Genomic DNA, 236 nt, shown 5'->3' on the forward strand with positions numbered 1-236 from the left:
TTCGACGCCGTTCCAAGCATCTATCTGCTTCCTAATCTTCCCAGTGGTTGCGCTACTGATCTCTTGCTACATCAATGGTGAGGTTCTATCTGAACAGTCTCTACTTATGATGCTCCCTCTACTTTGTGGCATCTTGCTGACCAAGGCACCTAAGGGAATCTTCAAGCTGCGCTCTTCTTTGAAAACAGTAAGTAGCAACTAGGCTAAGCTAGACTAATAATCTGTATATATAACCC

Annotated in this window: 1 pseudogene; it reads left to right on the forward strand. The window is 44.1% G+C overall.

Annotated features, from left to right (window positions below):
- Window positions 1–202 (forward strand): annotated as a pseudogene (locus JFU56_RS22960) (EamA family transporter); the annotation flags it as partial.
- Window positions 203–236 lie beyond the last annotated feature (34 nt).

Origin of the sequence: Moritella sp. F3, from assembly GCF_015082335.1 — a bacterium.
In the GTDB taxonomy this organism is placed as follows: domain Bacteria; phylum Pseudomonadota; class Gammaproteobacteria; order Enterobacterales; family Moritellaceae; genus Moritella.